The sequence below is a fragment of the Streptomyces sp. A01 genome (genome assembly GCF_059026195.1).
The window spans coordinates 1-1,139 of the sequence record NZ_JBWLKN010000094.1; the positions used below are offsets into that span (position 1 = coordinate 1).

Sequence of the window (1,139 nt, forward strand, 5' to 3'; positions counted from 1 at the left end):
CTAGTCTTCTGAGTCAGGAACTCTGTTCAGATGTATAGGCTAGTCTCATGGCACGGACGGGGCGGCCGAAGGCCGAGTTGAGACTGTCGGATGAGGAACGGGCTGCGCTGGAGGGGTGGGTGCGGCGTCGTTCCACGCCGCAGGCGTGGGCCTTGCGGTGCCGGATCATCCTGGCTTGCGCCGAGGGTGCCTCGAACAAGGATGTGGCGGTCCGGCTCGGTTCCACACCTCATGCAGTGGGTCGTTGGCGGTCCCGGTTCGTGCAGTACCGGATTGCCGGTCTGGGCGACATGCCGCGTCCGGGCGGGCCCAGGACGGTGACGGACGAGCAGGTCGCCGCGGTGGTCACCAAAACGTTGGAGTCCACACCTAAGAACGCAACACACTGGTCGACTCGGTCGATGGCGAAGGAGATGGGCCTGTCGCAGTCATCGGTGTCACGGATCTGGCGGGCGTTCGGCCTGCAGCCGCACCGGTCGGAGACCTTCAAGCTGTCGACGGATCCGTACTTCGTCGACAAGGTCCACGACGTCGTTGGGTTGTATCTGGACCCGCCCGAGCGGGCGTTGGTGTTGTGCGTGGATGAGAAGTCGCAGATCCAGGCGCTGGACAGGTCCCAGCCCGTGCTGCCGATGATGCCCGGAGTTCCGCAGCGAACCACGCACGACTACGTCCGCGCCGGCACCACAACGCTGTTCGCCGCACTGGAGGTCGCCACCGGCAAGGTGATCGGCTCGCTGCACCGTCGACACCGCGCCGAGGAGTTCAAGAAGTTCCTGATCAAGCTCGACAAGGAAGTACCCGCCGGCCTGGACGTCCACCTGATCTGCGACAACTACGCCACCCACAAGACCCCCGCCATCAAGAAGTGGCTGCTGGCTCATCCCCGCTTCCATCTGCACTTCACACCGACCGGCTCGTCCTGGCTGAACCTCGTCGAGCGATGGTTCGCCGAACTCACCAACAAGCAGATACGGCGAGGCGTCCACAGGTCTGTCCAGGCCCTGGAGAAGGACATCCGCAACTGGATCACGGCCTGGAACACCGACCCGAAGCCCTACGTCTGGACCAAGACCGCCGACGAAATCCTCGAACGCCTCGCTTCATATCTGAACAGAATTCCTGACTCAGAAGACTAG

The 1,139-nt window shown here is 63.3% G+C and carries 1 protein-coding gene; it reads left to right on the forward strand.

Translation table 11 applies throughout. The features are described 5' to 3' along the window. Positions 1-47 precede the first annotated feature (47 nt). A complete protein-coding gene (locus tag AC5P1B_RS35655) occupies positions 48-1,139 on the forward strand; it encodes an IS630 family transposase (RefSeq protein WP_493892190.1) in 1,092 nt (363 codons plus the stop codon).